This is a genomic window from Levilactobacillus enshiensis (assembly GCF_007115095.1).
GTDB lineage: Bacteria > Bacillota > Bacilli > Lactobacillales > Lactobacillaceae > Levilactobacillus > Levilactobacillus enshiensis.
Map to the genome: position 1 here is coordinate 152,199 of NZ_SULH01000005.1, position 17,384 is coordinate 169,582.

A 17,384-nucleotide genomic window follows, 5' to 3' on the forward strand; every position below is an offset into this window, starting at 1 on the left:
AGCAGCCAGGTCCCTGCGCTTAACAAAAATAACCCTTCTGTCCGGTGGCGGCTTTTAAACTCAAGACTGTGTTAGGGCGTTATACTTGCTCTCGCCATTCAATCCCTATCCTGGCGGCCTCCGAAACGTGTTCCGCAAGGCAGGTCCCTGCGCTTAACAAAAATACACCTTCTGTCCGGCGGCTTTCAAACTGAATATTGTGTTAGGGCGTTACACTTGCTCTCGCCATTCAATCCCTATCCTGGCGGCCTCCGAAACGTGTTCCGCAAGGCAGGTCCCTGCGCTTAACAAAAATACACCTTCTGTCCGGCGGCTTTCAAACTGAATATTGTGTTAGGGCGTTACACTTGCTCTCGCCATTCAATCCCTATCCTGGCGGCCTCCGAAACGTGTTCCGCAAGGCAGGTCCCTGCGCTTAGTAAAAATAAGGACCCGTGTCCGGCATCGGCTTTTAAATTCAAGACTGTGTTAGGGCGTTACATTTGCTCTCGCCATTCAATCCCTATCCTGGCGACCTCCGAAACGTGTTCCAGCAGCCAGGTCCCTGCGCTTAACAAAAATAACCCTTCTGTCCGGCGGCTTTCAAACTGAATATTGTGTTAGGGCGTTACACTTGCTCTCGCCATTCAATCCCTATCCTGGCGGCCTCCGAAACGTGTTCCGCAAGGCAGGTCCCTGCGCTTAGTAAAAATAAGGACCCGTGTCCGGCATAGCCGAACACGGGTCCTTATTCTCACTAATGCTCAGGACCTAAGCGCCTTGCTCCACACTCTTATACAAAAAAGACCGAAGTAACCACTCTCCGGCCTCACTAGCATCATTAGAGTAATTCAACATAATCACAGATTGTAGTCAGGAAAACGCTGTTCGCTCAGATTAGCTATTGAATCTCAATATGTAGTATTGAGTTAAAACCAAAATACGTTTAGTTCTGGGAAAACTAATCGTATCATGAAGAAAACTCTAATTCGTTTAATTGAAGCTTTCTTCACAAAGTTGAGAACCTATCAAATACCGCTATTTGCTAACTTCTCAACCTGATTCATTGCTATTACAAGTCCTAGTATATCAGACAGTCATAGAATTGCAAGCGTTTTCATCGAGTTAGCTTATCTGAATTATTACTCCTCAGTTAACGGTTCACCCTACGGACTTTGTGAATAGTCCAAGGCCCGGACTATCCCGTTGGTAACGTGACAATCAGCTGGCCCCAGTGAAGCTTGAGTTGTAGGGCCATGGTTGCCGACTGCGAGAGCGACTCCCTTAGTTTAGAAAAGTCGAGAACTTCCTGTTCGGTCGTCACACGCGTATGGCCGTCTAACTTCGCATCGAGTGGCACGGGAAAGGTCAGTGAGAAGCGTAATCGACCAGCGACCTCTCTTAGCTCCAAAGTCACCATTGCTGGCGTTAATTCACTCACTACTGGCAGGACGACTGGCAGGGTCTGGTCAATCACGTCACCCAGTTCCTTCAACGCCGTCACGGTTGCCGTTAAAGGCTCTGGTGTCTGAACGAAGAGTTGAACCTGATTTTGCTGCGCCAACAGATAATTATGGTACAACTGAAATTTTAAACTGGGACTGGCAACATTATCGAGATCTTCAATCGTCAATTCCGCAGCATTACTGGTGGCCCAACCGGACCGAATGTCAATGTAGAGTTGCCGAAAACCGGCGTAATCCTTATCTTCAAGATAGCCCCCTAGTCCCAGCAACATGTTTTGATAGTCATGACTAAACTTACGGACTGCCGCCATCTGGCGATTGAGTTCCGCTGTGTACTGCTCACGAAATTCGTGTTGTTGGGTTTGTAGCTGCGTATGCTCCTCTTGCAAATGCGTCTGCATTAAAATATACGTGCTTAACGTCAATCCTACTAATAAAACACCAGCGATTCCCGCCAAAAAGATCAGGTACTGTTCCGATTGTTGTAGCTTTTGGAGCGAATACTCAAACAGGATGTAAGCAAGCGCCAAGACCGACATAAAGCCCAAGAAAAGGTACTCCGTCGACCGCCCCATGATATCACCAATCAAGTTTTCCATAGGCGCCCGCGTTAGCCAAATCGCAATACCCAATATTGCATAAATAATATTGTCGATTACAATTTCGATAAAGGTGCCCCAGAAACTGACCGCAAATGACATGCTGGTTAGCTGAATCGTTGCTGAGATGACCAGCATATCGATAAATTCCAATAGCACATAGGAAAGAATCGTGACATCAATAAACGCTGGCAAATACTTTAAGTGGTGATAGTAGCTCATGATGCCAACTTCAATTCCTAGAAAGAAGACGATGGGAATCGCACCCACCAAGGTACTAGCCGGCACAAATGAGACTGCTGTATTCAGCAATGCGAATCCCGCCGACAGTAACGCACAGTACAACAAGAAAAAATGTTCCTTATGGAGAAACCGTTCGTTACGTAACCGCGGAAACCAATAGTATTGAAAGTAAACAAACCAAAAGCCCAACGAGAAATTCGCCAGCGTGTAGCTTAACCGACTTACCGTAATCACTCTGAGGACCTCCCTGGTTTGGTTAAAATAATTGTAAAATACAGCATATCACGCTTCAATTCAATCTGTAGTGCCGCGTTACTGGTCTGCGCCACGATATCGTGAACCGTGTTCAATCCCAATCCGTGACTGCCACCCTTGGTCGTATACCCCGCAGTCATCAAGCGGTTGATTTTAGGCGGATTCTGCGGCGAGACGGGATTGGCAACCGACAACTCGACCGATCCCGGATAATCCAAAACCGCACAATGAATCTCCGAACGCGTCCCCACTGGACCGGCCTCCAAGGCATTATCCAGTAGAATTCCCATGATCCGCAAGAGTTGAATGCTGTTCATCGGGATTGCCCGAACCTTATCCGGAATCTCTAAGCGCAGACTTCGCCCCTGATTTTGCGCGGCTAATATTTTTTGAAAGAGGAGGCTTTTTAATGGCGGATCAGCCAGTCGCTGGAGGCCTTCTTCTTCCAGCCCCGCCAACTGACTAGTGGCGTGCCACCGATCATTTAACGTCCAATAGTATGCCTCCAAACCCGCGTAATCTTCCTTATCTAGATAAACCCCCAGTTGCAACATCTGCCGTTGATAAAGTTGTTTAAACTGCCGAATTGCCTTGACCTGATCAGACATCCGGCGATCATACCGCGTGCGAATCCGCGATTCCTGGTACAGCACCCGTAACCGCTGCCGTTGGAAGAAACTCTGAAGGAAAATAAAAAGACTGGCACTGATCAGCAGGACCATGACCAACTCGATACTTAAAGCAAACGTCAACATGGCATGCGTAATCTCTAGCTTATGGATCACGACCGTCGACAGCTGCGATAGAAAGCCCAGACTACCCATTAAAATGGTGACGATCCACTGTTCCTTCCGACTAAATGCTAATCGTTCGAGATTCCCAGGTTGAATCCGCATCCCCGATACAGCTAAAGAAATCAGCGAGTAGATTAGAATCTGAAATCCTAAGCGACTGACAACCACCCAAGGCTGCTGACAAAAGGGCAGTCCCCACAATTCGATCATCACTTGATGGACTAAATCATTGATCAGAACCACGACCAGATAAATCACGATAGTCGCATTCACGAAGATCAATGACATCCTTGGCCGGTGATGAATCAAGTACAGCAACGCACTTAACGGTGGCAACAGCAATGCCCACGGTCGCGCAATGACTGACGGGATCAGCGCCCATCCCATCCATTTTAAGGGTAGCTTCCAGTTTTGCGGCCGAATCAAGCCGACCCACAATGTCAAAAACCACTGGACCACTATCGCGAGGACGAAAGTAATCCAAAAGTACTGATCGAAGAAATGCACCGTTGTCACCTTCTTACTTCTTTAGATGCTTTTGCACCAACGTTTTGACCTCATGAAAACGGCGAGTGGCGACGTCCGTTTCATCGCCATTAGGAAAAAGCAGTCGTCGATTGGCCGTATCAATGCCGCTCACATTGTCTAAGTTAACCAAAAAACTCTTATCTGTTCGGTACAATTCCGGGTATTGATCCGCAATGTCCTTCAAGAATCCCGGGAATTCGACCAACTGACTAGCCGCATGGACCGTCACTTTATGGGGCGTTTCGGCGGTAGCAACGAAGTACACATCCCCCATCGGCAAACTAAATTTCCGGCCACCGATCGTATAGCTAAAGAGATTTTCCGTGTTGCCTAAATAATTGGTATAACGTTGATACCCATAATCCACATTTTCCCGCAGCTTCTCATCGATCTGCGCTCTGCCGAGATCCTTAACCACAAAGTCCATGGGCTCTACCTTCCGCTCGAACGTCAGGAGCGCCATCTCCGAATGGGTCGTCACGAAAACAATCTCAGCAAATCCCAATTGCTGTCGAATGGCAATGGCCGTTTCCAGCCCCGTTGTCTCCTCATCGGGAAACTCAATGTCGAGAAAGAACAACGCGTACTCTGGCGGATTAGCCGTCAAATCAGCCAACAATGCGTGAGGACTAGGCGTTGCTAGTCGAACTTGCATGTCAAAATCATTGATCATAATGTAGCGCTTCACGGTATCCGTGTAGTGCTTGAGCTGCTCAGGATTATCTTCACAGAGATAAACGGCTAACACCAAGATCACACTCCTTTCAATCAGTCTTAGCTAGCTAATTAGTGCTGCCATAGCACTACCCTGTCGTTTTACCGACTGTATCCTAAATATAAATACTATGTAACCCTATCACCCACTAATGTAACCTGAAAATTCAATAGTTGCAATTCTTTTCGTCACGGAGCTTTCAAACTGAGCATAACTATTTCGCTATTTTACTAACCAGTCTATTTACTATTAAATTTAGGGCGACCGCTAGCCATTAAAAAAGAACCACCCCATAGGTGATCCTTCTTTAAGTGGATTATTTAATTGCCGGTGCTGGCTTTATTAGCACTCCCCCAAGTTCTAACGTCGCATAACCCCTAGGCATTCCAATAACCATCACTTACTCTTCAGCTCATTGCTGTAAAACTGCCGTTCGCCTAAGTTGTGTTTGACGTTCTATCAGGCCGCCCGTATTCATTAGATAATCGTGGGATGCAAGGTCAGAATCAATCCGTTTGAATCGCTCACACTTTGATCCATTGACCCGCAAAATCAGTTGCCGTAAAACTGACCCCTTCCAACTGTTACTACTTTAACATGCTTTCTACCTAGCAAACGTTAAGCCGCACAAACGTCATTTTTTTAACGTTCAAGCGGAGTTTAACAGCACAATTTAATTGTGCTTGAGTGAATAAGTGACAAAACCACCCAAAATAATGGGGGCCATGAAGGCCAGTGCGATGTCGATCAGTAACCGCCAGTACCAGGCCTGTTTCGACTTAGGCGCTGCCGTTAACCGTGGCGCACGTTCTGGCTTGGCCATTTTTTCGTAGACCGACGCCGTTTCATCGGCTGCCTGTCTGCGTCGCCGTCGCCGCCGAAAGACCGGTGCTTGTAGCTCCCGGTCGTCCATCAAGATGACCCACTTGGCAAATGGAAAACAAACCCAACTCAACAGAAAATACCAATCCGCACCCGTAAATCCGCCAATCAACTGACCCTTCGCGTAATTAAAGTGACCCAAAACGGCAATAATCAGGACAAAGATCAGGCCAATCCCCGCCTGCTTTAACCAAAAACGACCAAAAGCTTTCATCTGACAACTCCCTTTTCTTTTTAAAACTAACTATGTAGAATGGAGACAACTCTGAAATAAATGAGGTGTTTCAATGGCAAATTCAGGTGACTTCAATCCCATCACAGCGGCCGGCTACCGCGACTTACAGCATAAAATTGCGGCGTTGGAGGCCGACCGACCGGAAAAAATCGCAATTTTAGCCGAAGCCCGGGCCCACGGCGACCTCTCAGAAAATGCCGAGTACTCCGCCGCCAAGCGTGACCTGCGCCATTTGGAAAGTCAGTTACGTTTCTTCAACAAGCAGCTACAGTACGCCAAGGTGGTCGATCCCACCAATAGTGACGTGGTCGAGCTGGGCAAATGGATCACCGTGGCCTTCATGGATGACAATGACCAGGAAACTTATCAACTCGTTGGCACCCAAGAAGCCGACCTCGATGCCGGTAAGATCACGCGGGTCTCGCCATTAGGCCGCGCGTTGTTAGGTCATCATCCAGGTGATACCGTCACGATTCAAGCGCCTAATGCCAATTATGATGTCCACATTATCACGGTCAGCTTGACGGCACCAGCCTAATATTAGTATACCATTAGAAAATACCGGTTAGACTTGCGCTCGCAAATCTCGCCGGTATTTTTTACGTGTATTTCTAAAAGTTGCGCCTTCCAAAGTACGTTCCTTGCCTGTTCTAGTCACCACAGTGGGACTGAAACTAGGCACAATGGTGGTTGTGTCGCCTTACTAGCTGGCAGATCGATGCGACTGAGACGAGGCAGGCAGCTCAACTTTCAGCCTTTAGACCTCAAAAGGAGCCCGCCCCCGACCACAACGGTCAGTAGCGTGCTCCTCATTTTTAAATCAAACTATTAATGGACTACTTCAGTGGCTTCCATTGCCAAGCGTTAACTTCTGGCAAGTCGGTCCCAACCTCACGGATGTAAGCATTGTGCTTAGCAACCATGTCGTCCATCCGTTGTGCAAAGTAAGCACCCTTAACGGCGTACTCATCAATATCACTAACGGCTTCCTTAGCCAAGTGGTAACGGTCCAAGTGGTTCAGGACACGCATGTCAAATGGCGTGGTGATATCACCGTTTTCACGGTAACCATGAACGTGTAAGTTGTGGTTGTGACGGTCGAAGAAGAGATCCTTAACCAGGTCTTCAAAGCCATGGAAGGCAAAGATAACTGGCTTATCCGTCGTAAACAGACGGTCGAATTCTTCGTCGGAAATCCCACGAGGGTCCAACTTAGGTGAACGCAACTTCAACAGGTCAACCACGTTGATGAAGCGCATCTTCATTTCAGGGAATTCGTCATGCAACAATGAAATTGCGGCTAATGATTCCCAAGTTGGTTCAGTACCAGCTGCGGCGAAGACGATATCAGGTTCTTGACCTTGGTCAGTAGATGCCCAGTCGATGTAGCCCAACCCATTGTGAACCAGGTTAGTGGCTTCATCAATGGAGAACCATTGTGGACGTGGGTGCTTAGACGTCACGATCAAGTTGATCTTTTCGCGGCTCCGGAATGCAACGTCACCGACAGCTAACAAGGTGTTGGCATCGGCTGGCAAGTATTCACGGATAAAGGCTGGCTTCTTTTCAGCTAAGTGGGTCAACATCCCAGGATCTTGGTGGGTGTAACCGTTGTGGTCTTGCTGGAAGACAGTTGACGTGTCCACGAAGTTCAATGATGGATAGTCATGACGCCAGTCTTGTTCAGCAGCCTTACGCAACCACTTGAAGTGTTGCGTCAACATGGAGTCCACAACACGACCAAATGATTCGTAAGTTGCGAAGTAACCATGACGACCAGTCAGAACGTAACCTTCCAACCAACCTTCAGCTTGGTGTTCGGAAAGTTGTGAGTCAATGATCCGACCAGAGTGGGCCATGTTTTCATCGTTTGGTTCATGAATGTCTTCCATCCATTGACGCTTCCCATAGTCCAGTGCGTCATAAAGCCGGTTAGACTTGGTTTCGTCAGGGCCAAAGCCACGGAACGTGTCTGGGTTCAACTTCATAACATCAGCCAGGTACTTGGACCAAACTAACATGTCTTGCGCAATCGTCTTGCCATGTTCAGTCGTGTCAACGGCGTACTTCTTGTAGTCAGGCAACTTCAATGGTTCTGGCTTGATCCCACCATTAGTGATTGGGTTCATTGCCATCCGTTGATCACCCTTAGGCGTCATTGCACGGACGTCAGCCTTCAGTGAGCCATCTTCGTTGAACAATTCTTCTGGCTTGTAAGACTTCAACCAGTCAGTCAACATGTCAACGTGTTCCATGTCGCCAGCGTCAACAGGAATTGGCACTTGGTGCGCACGGAAGGAGCCTTCGATAGGGTTACCATCTAAGTCCTTCTTAGGACCAGTCCAGCCCTTAGGTGAACGCACAATGATCATTGGCCATACAGGTAATGAGTCATCGTTGTTGTCACGCGCATTCTTTTGAATGTTCTTGATTTCAGGGATGACTTCGTCCATGACCTTAGCCATGTCTTCGTGGGCCTTCATGTGGTCTGCGCCATCCGTTTCGACAAAGTGAGGATCCCAGCCCATGCCTTGGAAGTACTTCGTTAAGTCTTCGTCGGACATCCGTGACAGGATAGTTGGGTTAGAAATCTTGAACCCGTTCATGTTGATGATTGGTAATACCGCACCATCTTTGATCGGGTTAATAAATTTGTCTGAGAACCATGAAGCGGCCAAAGGACCAGTTTCAGATTCCCCATCACCGATTTCAACAGCGGCAATGACATCTGGGTTGTCTAAGATCGCACCAGTCCCATGAGAAAGGCTGTAACCCAGTTCCCCACCTTCGTGGATAGAACCTGGGGTTTCAGGTGCGGCATGAGAAGCAACCCCACCTGGGAAGGAGAATTGTTTGAATAAACGCTTCAAACCAGCTTCGTCTTGAGAGATGTTTGGATAAATTTCACTGTAACTACCATCAAGATATGAGTTAGAAACCATAACTTGACCACCGTGACCTGAACCTTCAATGTAGAACATGTTCAAGTTGTACTTTAAGATCGCCCGGTTTAAGTGAGCATAAATAAAGTTTTGAGAAACAATCGTTCCCCAGTGACCAATTGGCTTAATCTTTACATCATCAGAGGTTAAGTCACGCTTCAATAATGGGTTGTCACGCAAGAATAACTGTCCGACTGACAGGTAGTTCGCTGCACGCCAGTACTTGTCAACGCCTTCCAAGTATGCCTTGGAGTCGAAGTCTGTATTTGCCATGTAATTAACACTCCTTCTTTGAATTCATAACTGCATAATCTAGTTGATAGAAAATGTGTAAAATTTATCTCGTAGTGAATACCGGGATGACTTTTACAGCCTCTATCATAGGCCGTTTTACAGAAAAGTCAACCTTTTTGTAAATTGGACCGTATCAATTTATAAAAAGAAGGCCCAAAGACATTTACAGGACCAATGCTGCCACGATTCCGGGTAACAACGGCGTTTTTTTACTGCGTCAGCTTGGGCTTTAGGTCTGACCGTCAAGCTTGGCGAACACCGGCCGAATTGGTATACTAGCAAACGACTCAAAAAAAACGACTACCCGAGGGCAGCCGCGACATGGTGCTTATTCTTCATCTAATGAAACAAAGGTGTTATAGTTCAAATATTGATAGTGTAGCCGCATATTCGAGACTTCAAATGGCGTCCCATCATCCAAGAAGAAGATGCCTTCCATAATGCCAACGGGTTCCACTGGCTTCAAATTGAGTAGCTCTTGGTCGTCCGCCGTCGAAGGCTGGGCTTGAATCGACATGAAGGACTTGGTGACGACTTTACCCTGACTCTCTAAATAATTAAAAATGGAATCCGCCACGGTTTTTTGCGACAAATTCGGGGCGATCTTAATTGGAATATAGCCGGTTTCAATCATGAATGGCTTATCCTCAAACAGCCGCAGTCGCTTGATCTCATAAACGAAGTCCCCTTCTGCTAAGAAAAGGTCCTGCTGGATTTCCTTGCTGGCTGGCACCACGTTAAAGTTCAGCAGTCGGATACCGGGCGTGGTGCCGGCCGACTTCATGCTGTCAGTAATTCCTAGATTTGATCCCTCATATTGAAAAATAGTTTGATTTTTCATATATAATGGGTTAATAAAGGTGCCTGACCCACGCTTTTTAAAAATAATTCCCTGATTGGCTAAAACACTGAGTGCGCGCTTGACTGAGCTACGACTAACTCCGTAGGCTTCGCTGAGGCTCCGCTCATCAGGTAGCCGCTTGTTGGGAAATTCATTTTGATGGATACGTTGCTTTAAGTCCCGCATCACCTGTCGATAGACTAAATCTGCCATGATATCTCCTCATAAACTCTTCAACTAGACATTCTCTGTGAGTAGAGTATAACAGGTTTTAACGGCGGTGTCTTCTTTTACTGAAAAACAACCGTCCCATTTATTTTTAAAGTGCGGTCCAATTTATATTTTTATCACCGGGATGCCGTTCTAAAGGCGTGCTTAAGGCCCCATGATTGCTGGCGCCTAATCGCGTTAATGACTGGTATTCCGCGAATAAGGAACATTAATTTTGATTTTGAAAGGTGAGCTAGATGGCCAAAAAGAAAAAAGGTAAACGTCTGCATAAGACGTTAGTTGAACAGATTCTCGACAAAAATAAGATCACATATAAACAATTTGAGTTTGCGACCCACACCAAGGGTGATGTCGCCCAGCTCGAAGTCGACCATGAGGCAGTTGATGAACATCACATCTATAAAACATTAGTCCTCAGCGGTCCCACGACCGGTCCCGTGGTTGGCGTCTTACCAATTGATGAACACCTCGATGAGAAGAAACTAGCCAAAGCGTCTGGCAACAAAAAGGTCGACATGGTCCCCCTAAAGGACCTGGTAAAAACCACGGGTTATGAACACGGTGCCAACACGCCCGTCGGCATTTGGGAAAAGAACCACTTCCCCATTTACTTCGACACCACCGCACAAAAACAAGGAACCATTCTCGTCTCCTCTGGTCAAATCGGTCGTTCCGTTGAACTCGACGCCACCGCACTGGCTGAGTTGGTTCACGGCACGTTCACCGACCTGCTGGAGTAAGGGTCATGAATACGGACCTCAATTTGATCTTTAAAAACCTGGGGATCGTTGGCCTTGATCTTTTAGTGATTCCCTTTGTGTTCGTGACATTGCTGACCTATCTGAATCGCGATACCAAAAAGTTTTTAGCCAATGGCTTCGGTATTAACAGTGAGCTCTACCTCGGATTCATCGGCATCTTTTTTCACGAGTTGAGTCACCTACTAACGGCGATTTTGTTTGGTCACCGGATCGATAAGGTTCGTTTACTTAAACGGCCCCATCCTAATCGCCGCGGGGCAGATGGTCAACCGGATCTGGCGTTAGGTTACGTCAATCACACCTGGAATCAGCGGAATTGGTACCAAGTTATCGGCAACCTCTTCATCGGAATCGCCCCCATCTTCGGGTGCGCCCTAATTCTGTTGATACTGACGGCCGTGCTGATCCCCAGCCTTTTTCAGGGTATGCTGGCCCTTATCGCCGATCCATTTCGTCTCGACTGGTCTGGCTTCTTTCAACGTATCGGCGGCGATGATCACCCTGTGATTCGCTGGACCGTAATGATTTTGCTCTCACTCAACATTAGCATCGGTGGCTTTGACCTCAGTACGGCTGATTTCGCCAATTCCCGAATTGGTCTAATTGGTTTCGTCGGGATCATCACGGCAATAACCGTCCTCCTAACGATGGGCAATCTGGCTAGTGGCTTTCTAAAATTCATTACGGCTGCCATTATCCTCTTGGCGGTAATTCTGAGCTATGCATTACTGGTTTCACTCTTCACCAATCTGTTAGTCCGCCTGGGACTGCAGATCAAGGAACATTAAAATATGATGAAAAAGACGTGGTCAGGGCAACCTGATGACGCCTTTTTAGTCGTACCACGGATACGCCCCCGCAAAAAAGTTTTGAACCGCCAGTTCATGTTGGGTGTTCAGCATGGGCGGCAGCGCTGTAGCCGGAAAATAGGTCAAGGCCAACGTCTCGTCGTGATCAGGATGCAAGTGGCCGCCGGTTCGCTCAACCGCAAAAGTAATGACCACTGCTTGAGCAACGTCGCCATTGGGATATCGCTGAATCTGATTGGAGGAGATCCCCAGAATTCCCGTAACTGCAACGTCTAATCCGGTCTCTTCTTTGAACTCGCGTATACAAGTTTCCCGCGCACTCTCGCCAAATTCAAGGGCCCCACCAGGAAGACCCCAGCGGTTAAAGTCTGACCGTTTTTGCAGTAAAATTCGGTGACGGTGATCGACTAAGATTCCCCCGGCAAAAGTTAAAATCACCGGCCGATGGCCAACTTTTTCCCGAAGTTCCTGAATGTAATCTGCCACATTGGTGCCCCCTCGTCCATCACAATTGTTTAAAAATAATTAAACTATAATTAAAATAAAATGTCAACATTCTAATTGTTCAAGAACTTCTGTTTATAACAAAACAAATTTAAAGTCACTGCTACCTAGTGCCAGCTAGTGTGACATCCCATCAGCTTTTTAATACGAACATTTGTTCTGTTAAACGCCAATGAAACCTGCTATACTACGATTACTGTCAAAGACGCCCAGTCATCACCTAGGAGGATTCTCGCATGAAAACCTACCAACTCGCTAAGTTGCACGCACATACCAAGCAACTCCTTCACCAAGTCGTGACGACCCAGCAAGCAATCGAAATTAAATTACCAGCCCAGCGCAGCGTGGTCGTCATGAGTAAGGATCGCTATGCCCAACTACTTGAGCTAAATTATCTCTGGGAAACGGGTTCCCTTCCCGCGGCGCTCCAGCAGCTCGACTTAGAAGCTGACGTAGGCTAATCCACGGTATACAAAAAGCACTGTCTGACCGACAATGCTTTTTGGTGACCACTACTTGAGGTGATAAGCATCACCGTACATTTTCCAATTCAGCGGCCGGTTCAAACGGTACTTTTTCTCGTTGATCAATTGCCGTTGCACATTTAATCGTGACAAATCTTTGTGTGCCTTTTCTTGCCGCATGACCCGTGTTCTAACTTTCAAAAAAGCCTTTAAATATGTCGCTTGGTCCCCGCCTTGTTTAGGCGAACGGGCCAATTTGAGTGCTCGCTGGCGAATACCGCCAAAGCTATTCGCATCTTGTCCTGGCCCATGAACGACCATAGCGTCGTAGTAGATATACTGCCCCAACGGACTCAGGTCATCCTTTTGCGCTGCTCGTAAAACCGGCCGCAGATAGACCCGATCGACCTCTACATCCTGTGCATGCCGCATCTGGCTATCCTGCGCTGCGTGCCGCCAATCACTTACAAAATGGTGACCGAGTCCCCGATGAGAAGCCGTACCGTCAACGCGCCGTAATGCGGGCAAGTATTTCCGCAAGCGATTGTGATACGGCTTTAACCGTACATACCTTTGGACCACCGTTCGTAAATCACCGGTGGCCGATGTAAAGCCAATAATCCCTGCCGTATAGCCCCGGCCATCCCCAATATCTTCGATGTACCGGTATTGCTGGCGGTAATTTAGGCTCGAATTCTCGGCACTAGAAACGAGGGCAAAGGTCGTGGCTCGCAACTTTCCCGTCCGAATCGTCTGATTTGCTTGATATCCCGGTGCCGCTGATTGGCCACAAGCCGTTAGTCCCAGCACTGTGCATAGCATAACTATTCCCCAAACTGCTCTCTTTACTTTCATCCCACTGACTCCCATTTAATAAAATTAACGTCACCGTTAGCTTACCAAACATCCCCAAACTTTTCTCGACTAATTAACTCGCCAACAAAAAGAACCTTGTCAAACTGACGAGGTTCCCCCTGATTACTTATCGTTCTTTTGATAGCGGAAAACAATGAAGTAGAACCCAAAGTTCAAAATGCTCAGAACAAAGATCAACCCAAATGCCAGTTGACTCCCAATCGCCGTCTCGTGAGCGTAAGACATGCCACTCACTTTTACAGACGACATCAATGCAGCCAAAATCGTTGTCCCTAGTGATCCGGCAAACTGTTGACCGGTATTATAAATGGCGTTGGCATCCGCCCGTTGGCTCATATCAACTTCCTTGAGCCCATTCGTTAGCGTGTTACTGAAAGCCATCGACCGCCCGATACTGAACAAAATATACATCGCTGAAATTAAAACGATACTTAGATTCTGACCGAACACGGTAAAAATCAAGGCCGCAACCAAAAACAAACTACTCCCGAGCAGAATTGGTAACCGCGCACCATGTTCATCCAGCAAGTGGCCGAACCAGGGTTGCAGAATGGCCGTAATCAAGCTACCAGGTAACAACATAAATCCACCGATTAGAGATGTCGCCCCAACAACGATCTGTGCGTAATTCGGTAGTGCAAAATTAATCCCGATATTACAGAATTGGAGGATAACGTACGCAAAAAAGCTATAGGTGAAGACTGGGTTCTTAAAGATCTCCAGCTTCAGCAACTGTTGGTCACTCCGGTGTGATACCCGCACGTACAGTAAAACGGCCACCACTGCCAGCAGCACACCACCTAAGAACTGCCAGCTCAAGATGCCGACCGCAGATACACTGTTAACCCCCAGCGTAAAACTAATAAAGGCTACTCCCAGCAAGATAAACTGTAACCAGTTAAATCGAACTTGCTGTACAGCCGAGAATTGTTTAATGGCGGTGACCCCTAGAGCCAGAATTAAAACTTCAACTGGCAATGTTGACCAAAAAATCATGCGCCAATTTGCCAGGTACACCATGAGGCCCCCAAATGTTGGCCCACTAGCCGGTGCAATCATTAAAATCAGACCGGCCATTCCCATGTAAAATCCTAAGCGCGAACGGGGCACACTTTCGACGATAATGTTAAACATTAACGGAATTGCTAGGCCCGCACACCCCGCCTGAATCAAACGACCAATCAGTAAGATTGGAAAATTGGTTGCGAGCGCACAAATTAAGTCTCCTAAAATAAACGCCGTTGCGGCGGCCACGAATAATTGCTTATTCGTAAAACGTTGCTTTAGAAAGGCCGACGTAATCATAAGGAGGGCCACCATCAGGAGATACCCCGTTGTCAGCCACTGCACAGTATTCAATGACACATTCATTTGTTTCATTAGTGCTGGAAACGCCACGTTCATTGACGTCTCTACCAAAATCCCTAAGAACGCCATCAAAGCAATTGCAAAGATTGCAATTAAATTCTTTCGGGGCACTTTCTCGGGTTGAATCGTTGTTTGCATCTAAATCTCTCTTCTCTCTTAATAGCATTACTTTCCATCATACGCATGTTGACCAAAAATTGCATGACAAAATTAAAAAAACGCGGTTGCCTAAGCTTCCGCGTTCCATTCAGCCTTGTATTCAGCTAGAAAATCAAGCATCACCTGTTGCCGATGTTCAGCCAGCTGTTTTGCCGCCGTTGTATTCATCAAGTCCTTTAGCGTCAGGAGTTTCTCATAGAAGTGATTAATAATGGTTTCATTGTCCAAGTTACGGTATTCCGCATGGGTCATTTCGGTCCGCGGCTTCACCGCCGGATCATAGATTTTCTCACCAAAGTGACCACCGAAGTAAATCGCCCGTGAAATGCCAATCGCCCCAATCGCATCTAACCGATCGGCATCCTGAACGATTTGACCTTCCAATGGCAACGGCTTAGCTGTCCCATCAAGGGTCTTATGGTAAGACATGTTATCCATAATTAAAAACACGGTGTCAATCTGCGCTGTCGTCAATCCTTGATTCACCAAGAACTGGCGAACTTCTTTACTGGCAGCAGCCGTATCTGTGACCAGTTTTTCATCGATCACATCATGCAGATAAGCCGCCGTTAAGGTCTCCAGCCGATCAGTCTCCGGATAGGACTTCCCGATGCGGTCGGCCAAGCCCACGACCCGTTGAATATGATCAAAGCCGTGTCCCGTCTCGTCATCCCCCATTTTAGACTGTGAAAATTGACGAACTGCTTCTAAAACACTTGTGTCTGTCATGTCTCATCCTCCTGATTAGTTGGTTGTGATTCCGTTGATGGCCCATTTCCACCAGCAAAGCCGTAGAAAAACAAATGAATCATTTGATCGATCAATCGCTGATACTTTTCTGATGGAATATTAGCGGTACTAAAGTACGTGACGTACATGTGTAAGTATAACAATAATGCTTCATCAGAGATATCTGGATTGATCATCCCAGCTGCTCGTCCTCGTGCAACCACGGCATCCCAAAATTTCTTTTCACCAGCCTCATAAGTTTGCTTGACCACACTACTTCCGTATACGCCCCGCATTTCATCCATCACGAATTGATAAAAGTCCGGATGAAGCGCGTTACTCAGTTTAACCTTATTTGCCATCATCGCTTTCACAATCTCTTGAAAGGGTACGGTGTCATCATCAATCAACTTTTGGAAGCTCGCGTAACCTTGGACAATCATCTCAATAACCACTTGCTGGCCTAATATCAGTTTGCTGTCAAAGTATTTATAGAGGGTCACCTGCGACACGCCAGCTTCCTTCGCAACTGCTGCAATGTGCGTTTCTTTAAAGCCATCCCGCGTAAACAGCTTGATTGCCGCTTCCAAAATCCGTTGTCGCTGTTGCGCCTTACGTTCCTGATTGGTTGCCACTTGCTTCACCACCCTCACTATCTCAGCGAATATTCGTTTCTAATTTTATCATACTGCAAAATACTTGGGTTTTTAATTTTGGTGAACTATTCCGACAAAATAGTTCACCTTTTCGTTGACTTTCGCATCTGCGGGGCTTACGATGTAATCGCTTTTAAAACTGTGAGGAGGGATTGCTGATGACAACTCCTGTACTTCAAATTAACCATCTTCAAAAGAAATTCGGTCACTTTCAGGCCTTAAAGGACATTACCTTTGAGGTCCAACCCGGTGAAGTCTTTGGCTTTATTGGCCCTAACGGCGCGGGAAAATCGACAACGATTCGAGTCCTACTGGGCATCATTCGTGCCAGCGGTGGCGATGCCACCATCTTCGGAAAAAACGTCTGGTCCGATAGCGTTCGTATCCATCAACGCCTCGCCTACGTTCCTGGCGACGTCTACCTCTGGCCCAACCTAACTGGTGGCGAAATTATTGATTTGCTGCTCAAGCTGAATGGAGCTACTCATACCGCTAAGACCGACGACCTGATTAAAAAGTTCGGTTTAGATCCCACGAAAAAGGCGCGCACCTATTCCAAGGGAAACCGACAAAAGGTCGCCCTTATCGCTGCCTTCTCGCAAGATGCCGACTTTTATATTTTCGATGAACCGACTTCTGGACTCGACCCCCTGAATGAACGTCTTTTTCAGGAGGCCGTCTTGGACCTCAAAGCTCATGGCAAGGCCGTCTTACTATCCAGTCATATTCTCTCTGAAGTTGAACGGATGTGTGATCGTATCGGTATCATCCGTGAGGGCCAGATCATTGAAACCGGGAGCTTAGCCGAAATGCGCCACCTGACTCGGACCATGATTACCGTCACGCTCGGTGATGATTTTGACGTCACGACCTTAGCCGGTATTCACGGCGTCACTGCGGGGCATCACCCTCACGACTGGCAATTCTCTGTCGAAGATGCACAACTCAGTGCCGTTATGAACACCCTTGCTCAGCATCAAGTCATCGCCCTACAGAGTACGCCACCCACTTTGGAAGACCTCTTCATGCACTACTACACGGGAAAGGAGTGACC

At 47.2% G+C, this 17,384-nt stretch carries 16 protein-coding genes; 5 read left to right on the plus strand and 11 right to left on the minus strand.

Annotated features, from left to right (window positions below):
- Window positions 1-1,177 precede the first annotated feature (1,177 nt).
- From FAY32_RS06810 to FAY32_RS06825, 4 genes are all read right to left on the minus strand, one after another.
- Window positions 1,178-2,521, minus strand: a complete 1,344-nt coding sequence (locus tag FAY32_RS06810; protein WP_143462702.1) for a signal transduction protein — start codon at window positions 2,519-2,521, stop codon at window positions 1,178-1,180.
- Window positions 2,518-3,843: a GHKL domain-containing protein gene (locus tag FAY32_RS06815; RefSeq protein WP_143462703.1), complete on the minus strand. Its 1,326-nt coding sequence runs from the start codon at window positions 3,841-3,843 to the stop codon at window positions 2,518-2,520. Before FAY32_RS06815 ends, FAY32_RS06810 begins: the two co-directional genes overlap by 4 nt.
- A gap of 13 nt (window positions 3,844-3,856) precedes the next feature.
- A complete protein-coding gene (locus FAY32_RS06820) occupies window positions 3,857-4,612 on the minus strand; it encodes a response regulator transcription factor (RefSeq protein WP_143462781.1) in 756 nt (251 codons plus the stop codon).
- Between the two features lie 640 nt (window positions 4,613-5,252).
- The gene (locus tag FAY32_RS06825) at window positions 5,253-5,675 is read right to left on the minus strand and encodes a hypothetical protein (protein ID WP_143462704.1); all 423 of its coding nucleotides are present in this window, start codon (window positions 5,673-5,675) and stop codon (window positions 5,253-5,255) included.
- A gap of 73 nt (window positions 5,676-5,748) precedes the next feature.
- Here FAY32_RS06825 and greA point away from each other — a divergent pair, with 73 nt between their 5' ends.
- Window positions 5,749-6,234 (plus strand): transcription elongation factor GreA, encoded by a 486-nt coding sequence (gene greA, locus FAY32_RS06830; protein ID WP_143462705.1) that lies wholly within the window; start codon window positions 5,749-5,751, stop codon window positions 6,232-6,234.
- 298 nt (window positions 6,235-6,532) lie between these two features.
- On the opposite strand, the gene FAY32_RS06835 is transcribed toward greA, so the two are convergent.
- Both FAY32_RS06835 and FAY32_RS06840 read right to left on the minus strand, forming a co-directional pair.
- Window positions 6,533-8,911, minus strand: a complete 2,379-nt coding sequence (locus FAY32_RS06835) for a phosphoketolase family protein (RefSeq protein WP_143462706.1) — start codon at window positions 8,909-8,911, stop codon at window positions 6,533-6,535.
- 349 nt (window positions 8,912-9,260) lie between these two features.
- Window positions 9,261-9,986, minus strand: coding sequence for a GntR family transcriptional regulator (locus tag FAY32_RS06840; RefSeq protein WP_048734019.1), 726 nt, complete (start codon window positions 9,984-9,986; stop codon window positions 9,261-9,263).
- Window positions 9,987-10,240: 254 nt separating this feature from the next.
- Between FAY32_RS06840 and ybaK the strand changes: the two genes are divergently transcribed.
- On the plus strand, window positions 10,241-10,744 hold the full coding sequence (ybaK, locus tag FAY32_RS06845; protein WP_143462707.1) for a Cys-tRNA(Pro) deacylase: 504 nt from the start codon (window positions 10,241-10,243) through the stop codon (window positions 10,742-10,744).
- A gap of 5 nt (window positions 10,745-10,749) precedes the next feature.
- Window positions 10,750-11,553 carry a hypothetical protein gene (locus FAY32_RS06850; RefSeq protein ID WP_143462708.1) on the plus strand — a complete coding sequence of 268 codons (804 nt, stop codon included), beginning with the start codon at window positions 10,750-10,752 and terminating at the stop codon, window positions 11,551-11,553.
- A gap of 45 nt (window positions 11,554-11,598) precedes the next feature.
- Here FAY32_RS06850 and FAY32_RS06855 read toward each other — a convergent pair whose 3' ends face one another.
- The gene (locus tag FAY32_RS06855) at window positions 11,599-12,060 is read right to left on the minus strand and encodes an NUDIX hydrolase (protein WP_143462709.1); all 462 of its coding nucleotides are present in this window, start codon (window positions 12,058-12,060) and stop codon (window positions 11,599-11,601) included.
- 254 nt (window positions 12,061-12,314) lie between these two features.
- On the opposite strand from FAY32_RS06855, the gene FAY32_RS06860 reads away from it, so the two are divergent.
- A complete protein-coding gene (locus tag FAY32_RS06860; protein WP_143462710.1) occupies window positions 12,315-12,539 on the plus strand; it encodes a type II toxin-antitoxin system Phd/YefM family antitoxin in 225 nt (74 codons plus the stop codon).
- Window positions 12,540-12,590: 51 nt separating this feature from the next.
- Here the strand turns inward: FAY32_RS06860 and FAY32_RS06865 are convergent, their stop codons facing one another.
- The 4 genes from FAY32_RS06865 to FAY32_RS06880 form a co-directional block, all read right to left on the minus strand.
- Window positions 12,591-13,397 carry a chitosanase gene (locus FAY32_RS06865; RefSeq protein WP_158727553.1) on the minus strand — a complete coding sequence of 269 codons (807 nt, stop codon included), beginning with the start codon at window positions 13,395-13,397 and terminating at the stop codon, window positions 12,591-12,593.
- Between the two features lie 123 nt (window positions 13,398-13,520).
- A complete protein-coding gene (locus tag FAY32_RS06870) occupies window positions 13,521-14,924 on the minus strand; it encodes an MFS transporter (RefSeq protein WP_143462712.1) in 1,404 nt (467 codons plus the stop codon).
- 90 nt (window positions 14,925-15,014) lie between these two features.
- Window positions 15,015-15,674 (minus strand): HD domain-containing protein, encoded by a 660-nt coding sequence (locus FAY32_RS06875; RefSeq protein WP_143462713.1) that lies wholly within the window; start codon window positions 15,672-15,674, stop codon window positions 15,015-15,017.
- On the minus strand, window positions 15,671-16,309 hold the full coding sequence (locus FAY32_RS06880; protein WP_158727554.1) for a TetR/AcrR family transcriptional regulator: 639 nt from the start codon (window positions 16,307-16,309) through the stop codon (window positions 15,671-15,673). Before FAY32_RS06880 ends, FAY32_RS06875 begins: the two co-directional genes overlap by 4 nt.
- A gap of 179 nt (window positions 16,310-16,488) precedes the next feature.
- Here FAY32_RS06880 and FAY32_RS06885 point away from each other — a divergent pair, with 179 nt between their 5' ends.
- A complete protein-coding gene (locus tag FAY32_RS06885; protein ID WP_404820122.1) occupies window positions 16,489-17,382 on the plus strand; it encodes an ABC transporter ATP-binding protein in 894 nt (297 codons plus the stop codon).
- Window positions 17,383-17,384: the final 2 nt, after the last annotated feature.